Genomic DNA, 6,470 nt, shown 5'->3' with positions numbered 1-6,470 from the left:
TCTACATAAGTGGTGTTGCGGGATGAGGCAACAGCATTGGTTTTTATTGGGGCATGCACAAAATCTTGGTCTGTAAGATGAACATGGCGATACTTTCCGGGCAAGTCCTGTACACCGATAACACCGAAGGGATGCATGATCGCCATGCGCTCAACCAGATTGGCGAGTTCGCGTACGTTGCCACTCCATTCATGCTGGCAGAGTGACATTATCGCTGCAGAATTAAAACGAATGGAACCGCGCTGCTCACTCTCCATCCGCGACACCAACTCATTCATTAACAGCGGGATATCTTCAGAGCGCTCTTTTAAAGATGGTAATTCAATGGGGAATACATTCAGGCGATAAAATAAATCTTCACGAAACGTATTTTCAATAATCATCTGTTCAAGGTTGCGATGGGTCGCTGCAATAATTCGCACATCCACTGGCTGGGTTTTATTGCTACCTACACGCTCAAAACAGCGCTCCTGCAATACACGCAAAATTTTAACTTGCATATTGAGCGGCATATCGCCGATTTCATCCAGAAATAAGGTGCCGCCTTCAGCCATTTCAAACCGACCGGCGCGCGAGTTAATTGCTCCGGTAAAAGCGCCTTTTTCGTGGCCAAACAATTCGCTTTCCAATAATTCCGCCGGAATCGCACCGCAATTAACCGGAACAAAAGGTTTATCCCGGCGCGGGGAGTTGTAGTGCAAATTGCGCGCAACCACCTCTTTCCCCGTACCTGACTCGCCCGTAATCAGTACCGATACATCTTTATCGGCCACCTGCGCCATCATCTCGCGCACGTTTTGAATTTCACGGCTGGTTCCCACCAGACTGCGAAATAAATGTACCGGGCGACGCTGGGGCTGACGTTTACTGGTTGACTGCGCTTCACGGTACAACTGGGCACGATGCAGTGTATCAACCAGCTTATTATAAGTAGGCGGCAGCGAGAGGGTCGCGATGATCATAAAGCGGTAGAGGTCATCCAACCCTTCATCTGCATTTTGATTTTCATCGCCAATTAATACGATGGCCAACTCATCATTCCAGGAGCGGATTTCTTTCAGGAGTTGCGCGAGGGATTGATTGCTGTCGCGATAGTCACCTATCAAAATGGCAACATAATCCTCCCCATTGTTTTCTTCAGCGACTGTCGCTTGCCATGTATCACTGGCTGCAGTGAGTGTGGTTTCACTGAGAAAATCCAGCAGGATTTTTAAATCGTGTCTGCGTGACTGATTGTCGTCTATAACAAGAACTTTATTGTTGCGCCACATACCCCAAGACCTTTTTTCATTTCATGCCAAAATCTTGAATACGGGAAAAAACTCATTCAAGACGGCGAGACGGCTTATTGGAGTAAGTAATAGACGAGGCAGTGGTCTTAGTCAAATTTATGGCGGAATGTTTTTGGCGTTTTAACAACATTCACACAAGTAGAATAAATATTCGCCAAAAATATGCCTTATCTTCACACTTTATCTAAATACAATTTCATCGAGGGCTTATGAAAATATCGATTAGAAATTACACAAAGTATTTTTATGATTGACTGTTTTATGGCTGGGTAGATGAAACCTGCGGTGCAATTTCATCCCATCCGGATTTAATGGTTTTCAGCAATTGAATAGCTTCATTTACTTTTTCAACATCATTTTGCACTGAAGCTTCCAATAACTTCAGATTGATATATTCATAGAGTTGATCAAGACGCTCGGACAACTCCCCTGCACTCATATCCAGCGAGCTGCGCAAACCACCAACAATACTGATAGCTTTGCCCAACAGCTCTCCTTTGGCTGCCGGATCACCACGCTCGATAGCTCCCTGCGCAGCCGCCAGACGCGCCAATGCACCCTCAAACAACAATTGAATTAAACGATGTGGTGAAGCATTGCTGATTTCAGATTCAATACCCAATTGACGGTATTGCTTCAGTGCTTCTTGCGGATTGTAGGTTGACACAGACTATCCCCTGCTAGCAGTTATGTTCCCTAAGGCTAGCAGGGCTAAGACGTTTTTGCGAGTTTTGCTATAAGAGAGTTGTTTTAAAAACCTAATGAACTAGTATTCGTTAACACTTTTTATCACAACCGCATGCACTATTGAACAGAACACACGTCTCAAGTCGCATGCAGCAGGGTCACCTCGCGCTGACATTGCGCTATCAGTCCTGCGTAGACGCCCTTTAATTCACCCAAGGCACATACCAAAGTAGATCTGTCATCGCGATTGGCAGCAATGACTTTATCAATCAATACCACGCAGATGCGATCCAGATGCCGCACCCTATCCCAATCCTCAACTTGTAGCGCTTTGGTTAATTCCTGCTGTAGGTTGCGCATCGCCATAATACCAGCCTGACCACGATAGTCAGGCGCTGACACCAACTGAATCGCCATAACAAACTCCTCGTTACACTTGACTGCCAATCGCATCCCAGGCGGTTTTTATCTCACCCAGCAAACGACCACATTCATCAAGGTACTCTGCGTTGTTTTCGTAATTAGCCTGACTCAAGCGACGAATAATGTAGTCATATAAACCATCGAGGTTGGCAGCCAACGCTCCACCCTCTTTGTCATTCAAACTTCCCTGCAATCCTCCAACAATAGCTACCGCTTTACCAATCAGCTCACCCTTACGTGCAACCTGATTTTGCGCCATAGCACCTTTAGCTTGAGCTATACGTTCAAGCGCTCCTTCAAATAACATTTGAATCAATCGGTGCGGTGATGCAGTTTCAATACCGGAATGTACTTTAACGCTGGAATAATTTTGCACGGCAGAATAGGAATTCATAAATCACCACGGAGTGTTTGAATTTTGTTTTGCTATTATCGGATCTGAGAGAACAATCCCCGACCCTTAAGCTAACGGCAGAATCCCTGAAACCTTTAACCAGAAACTGACAATAATGCAAAAAACTATTCTTATAACCGGCGCATCAACTGGCATAGGTTTTTACGTTGCACATGAGCTAAAAAAAACAGAATATCGCGTTATCGCCTCATGTCGTTCAGCATCGGATGTAGCGCGCTTGCAGCAGGAGGGTTTGGAGTGCGTACAACTTGACCTTGCGGATTCAGCATCGATTCACAGCGGATTTGCGCAGGCAATGGCGCTTTCCGGAAACGCGCTTTATGGCTTATTTAATAATGGCGCTTATGGCCAACCTGGAGCAGTAGAGGATTTATCGATTAACGCGCTGCGCCAGCAATTCAATACCAATTTTTTTGGTTGGTGTGAACTGACCAATTTAGCCCTGCCCATTATGCTCAAGCAGGGCTATGGACGAATTATCCAAAACTCTTCCGTACTGGGTATTGCGGCCATGCCTTTGCGCGGTGCCTACAACGCCAGCAAGTATGCGCTTGAAGGGATTAGCGATACGCTACGGCTTGAGCTCGAAGGGACCGGCGTCTATGTCAGCTTGATTGAACCCGGCCCGATTGAAAGCCAATTCAGAAAAAATGCGTTGACCGCACTGCGCGACCATATCGATATTGAAAAGAGCCGTCACCTCGCGACCTATCGCAGCGCGATCGCGAGGCTTGAAAAAACTGAAACAACAACACCCTTTACACTCGGCCCCGACGCCGTATATCAACGTGTCATTCACGCGCTGGAAGCCAAGCAGCCGCAGGCCCGTTATTACGTCACCTTTCCCACCTATCTGGTGGGTTTTATGAAACGCATTTTACCTGCTCGCTGGCTCGATAAATTACTGCGTAAACTCGGGAGTTAATTCATTTCTCATTCAGTTGCAGCGACTAGAGTTAATAAAATCACAGGCAGGAGAAAACCATGAACAAATATGTTATCGCCCTATTATGCACAGCCATTTGCGCAAGCTTTTCCAATATGAGCGTTGCTGAGTCCTTGCGCTGTAAAACCAAACTTGCGCAAGTGGGTGATACCAAGGCAGAAGTGCTCGATAAATGTGGTGATCCGGTAATGACCGACAATTTTTGTCAACCCGTAGCAGCAACCACCCAGCCACAAGGAATACAAAATGGGAATAACAACGTGCAAAATAATATCGCTATCGCCACCTGCGAGAACATAGATATCTGGACGTACAACCCCGGCAAGGGCAAGTTCATGACACATCTGTATTTTGCACGAGGTCAATTACAAAGCATCCGCTATGGTGACAGGGTGAAATAATCAGCAGATTGAAAAACTATTGCACAACCTGAATTACTGTATATAATCACAACTACTGTACAAATAAACAGATTCAGGAGTGCATCATGTCTGACTTAACACCGCGCCAGGAACAGGTACTTCAGCTCATCCGCCAATATGCGGAAGAAACAGGCTATCCGCCCACTCGTGCAGAAATCGCCCGGATTCTCGGCTTTAAGTCAGCCAATGCCGCCGAGGAACACATTAAAGCCCTGGCTCGTAAAGGCGCTATCGAAATTATCCCCGGTGCATCACGCGGGATAAAACTACCGGAATTGCAATCTGGCATACCTGTTATTGGTCGTGTCGCAGCGGGCAACCCGATACTTGCACAAGAACACATCGAAGACTACTGCAACATTCCACAAAGCTTTTTTTCACCCAGTGCAGATTTTTTCCTGCGTGTCCACGGTATGAGCATGAAAGATGCCGGCATTCTTGATGGCGATTTATTGGCTGTCCATAAAACTGATCAAGCGCGCAATGGGCAGATTGTCGTTGCACGTATCGGCGAAGAAGTGACGGTCAAACGTTTCAAACGGATAGGTAACAATGCGCAGGTCGAGTTGTGGCCGGAAAACCCGGAGTTCGATGTTATCCTGGTGGATATGCGTGATCAAGAGTTCAGTATTGAAGGCCTTAGTGTAGGAGTGATTCGTCGTGACTAATATCGCCCGTGTAATACCTGTAACCACTACCGCTCGCCAACAACCTGCTAGCGGTGTTACTGAACTGGTATTGACCAGTGATTCACCTGAGCAAGTCGCGCTGCTATTGCCCATGATTGCATTTCTCAGCAATGCTTGCAGCGATCGCTGGATCACCTGGATCGCACCTCACAATATCAGCCGCGAACTGCTGGAATCCTACGGTGTTAATACACGCTACATTCGGGTGATTCACTGCCAGAATCCGCAAACACTATTGTGGATCACTTGGGAAGCACTCTCTGCAGGCAATAGCCATACGGTGATATCAAGCCCGGGGAAATTGACAGATAAAGAACTTACACAGCTTGAATTGGCTGCTAAAACCGGCGGGTGTCAGGGATTACTGTTGCGAGTTCGTTAAATTGAGCGCAACTATTTTAATAATCAAATTCGTAAGGTAGGAAAAATTACTTTGATGTACTGGAGTAACGCAGGGAGGCAAGGCCTCAATAATTGAACAGATAAAAAATTAAACAGACAAAAATACTTCACCCATCTGCTAGTGCAACATCAGTTTTTCCGCATCACTCAACTCTTCTACCAAATCATCCAGCATAGCTTCCGCCTGTTGATCAGCAATATCCCCCGCTGCCTCCATTCCCGCCTCAATCATGGCTTTGGCGACCATGAATTTTTCCTCGCCTAAAAAGGCCAGGGATTCTTCCGAAAAACGAATGGTTACCAAGGGCTCATTACTCTCGTCGTCAGCTCGCGCCAAAGCAACATCACCATTCAGCAATTCAATAATTTCGTAAAAAGACGACATAGCTACCTCGGCGGCCTCAGCGCGAAACGGGCGCGCATTCTAGCACCCAATTATCTCAAAAACCTATTCAAGAAATTTTTAGCAGTAAGAGCCTTTAATAGCTTCCTAAACCCAACAAAAAAACAAAAGGCCAACACACGCTGGCCCTTTTTTCGCCTTAGAGACGGTCGTGTTGCAGATTAGTTCAAACGCTCTAACACTGTCGTAATCCCCTGCCCCAAACCGATACACATAGTTGACACGCCCAGATTCAAATCACGATCCTGCATCACCGTCAATAATGAACCTGTAATGCGCGTACCTGAGCAGCCAAAGGGATGTCCAAGGGCGATGGCGCCACCGTGCACATTCACTTTATCGTTCATTACGTCAAGCAACTTTAAATCTTTCAATACCGGCAAGGCTTGGGCTGCAAATGCCTCATTAAGCTCGACAGCGTCTATATCATCGATGGTTAGATTGGCCGCTTTTAGGGCTTTTTCTGTTGAAGGCACGGGTCCATAACCCATTATGGATGGATCCACACCCGCAAGCCCCAGCGAAACCACTTTAGCAATAGGTTTTAATCCCAACGACTTTGCGCGCTCGGCCGACATCACCAACATTACCGATGCACCGTCACTCAATTGCGAAGACGTCCCCGCCGTCACCTGACCATTTTTAGGATCAAATACCGGCGGCAATTTGGCCAAGGCTTCCACTGTAGTTTCCGGACGGATGGTTTCATCCTGATCAACCGAGATTAAAAATCCATCGCTGTTATGCCCATCAACCGGAATAATTTCGCGGGCGAATTTATCCGTCTCGCG

At 46.7% G+C, this 6,470-nt stretch carries 10 protein-coding genes; 4 read left to right on the top strand and 6 right to left on the bottom strand.

The window, feature by feature from the left end; genetic code table 11:
• The 4 genes from ACWA6V_RS05330 to fliS (ACWA6V_RS05315) all read right to left on the bottom strand — a co-directional run.
• On the bottom strand, positions 1–1,271 hold a 1,271-nt coding region (locus ACWA6V_RS05330; protein WP_449521511.1), incomplete at its 3' end, for a sigma-54-dependent transcriptional regulator.
• Between the two features lie 280 nt (positions 1,272–1,551).
• On the bottom strand, positions 1,552–1,959 hold the full coding sequence (gene fliS, locus ACWA6V_RS05325; RefSeq protein ID WP_449521510.1) for a flagellar export chaperone FliS: 408 nt from the start codon (positions 1,957–1,959) through the stop codon (positions 1,552–1,554).
• Positions 1,960–2,117: 158 nt separating this feature from the next.
• Complete coding sequence (locus tag ACWA6V_RS05320) at positions 2,118–2,396, bottom strand: hypothetical protein (RefSeq protein WP_449521509.1); 279 nt, start codon at positions 2,394–2,396, stop codon at positions 2,118–2,120.
• A gap of 13 nt (positions 2,397–2,409) precedes the next feature.
• A complete protein-coding gene (gene fliS, locus ACWA6V_RS05315; protein ID WP_449521508.1) occupies positions 2,410–2,796 on the bottom strand; it encodes a flagellar export chaperone FliS in 387 nt (128 codons plus the stop codon).
• Between the two features lie 115 nt (positions 2,797–2,911).
• On the opposite strand from fliS (ACWA6V_RS05315), the gene ACWA6V_RS05310 reads away from it, so the two are divergent.
• The 4 genes from ACWA6V_RS05310 to ACWA6V_RS05295 all read left to right on the top strand — a co-directional run bounded on the left by ACWA6V_RS05310 (position 2,912) and on the right by ACWA6V_RS05295 (position 5,256).
• Positions 2,912–3,742: an SDR family oxidoreductase gene (locus ACWA6V_RS05310; RefSeq protein WP_449521507.1), complete on the top strand. Its 831-nt coding sequence runs from the start codon at positions 2,912–2,914 to the stop codon at positions 3,740–3,742.
• A 59-nt stretch (positions 3,743–3,801) separates the two neighbouring features.
• Positions 3,802–4,164 carry a DUF2845 domain-containing protein gene (locus ACWA6V_RS05305; protein WP_449521506.1) on the top strand — a complete coding sequence of 121 codons (363 nt, stop codon included), beginning with the start codon at positions 3,802–3,804 and terminating at the stop codon, positions 4,162–4,164.
• A gap of 86 nt (positions 4,165–4,250) precedes the next feature.
• Positions 4,251–4,853 carry a transcriptional repressor LexA gene (gene lexA / locus ACWA6V_RS05300; protein WP_449521505.1) on the top strand — a complete coding sequence of 201 codons (603 nt, stop codon included), beginning with the start codon at positions 4,251–4,253 and terminating at the stop codon, positions 4,851–4,853.
• Positions 4,846–5,256 (top strand): cell division inhibitor SulA, encoded by a 411-nt coding sequence (locus tag ACWA6V_RS05295; protein ID WP_449521504.1) that lies wholly within the window; start codon positions 4,846–4,848, stop codon positions 5,254–5,256. Before lexA ends, ACWA6V_RS05295 begins: the two co-directional genes overlap by 8 nt.
• A 138-nt stretch (positions 5,257–5,394) precedes the next feature.
• Here ACWA6V_RS05295 and ACWA6V_RS05290 read toward each other — a convergent pair whose 3' ends face one another.
• Both ACWA6V_RS05290 and ACWA6V_RS05285 read right to left on the bottom strand, forming a co-directional pair.
• Complete coding sequence (locus ACWA6V_RS05290) at positions 5,395–5,661, bottom strand: hypothetical protein (RefSeq protein WP_449521503.1); 267 nt, start codon at positions 5,659–5,661, stop codon at positions 5,395–5,397.
• Positions 5,662–5,840: 179 nt separating this feature from the next.
• On the bottom strand, positions 5,841–6,470 hold a 630-nt coding region (locus ACWA6V_RS05285), incomplete at its 5' end, for an acetyl-CoA C-acyltransferase (protein WP_449521502.1).

Source organism: Cellvibrio sp., assembly GCF_053579595.1.
Note: the sequence above shows the minus strand (reverse complement) of the source record. Positions and strands in the feature narration are given on the sequence as shown.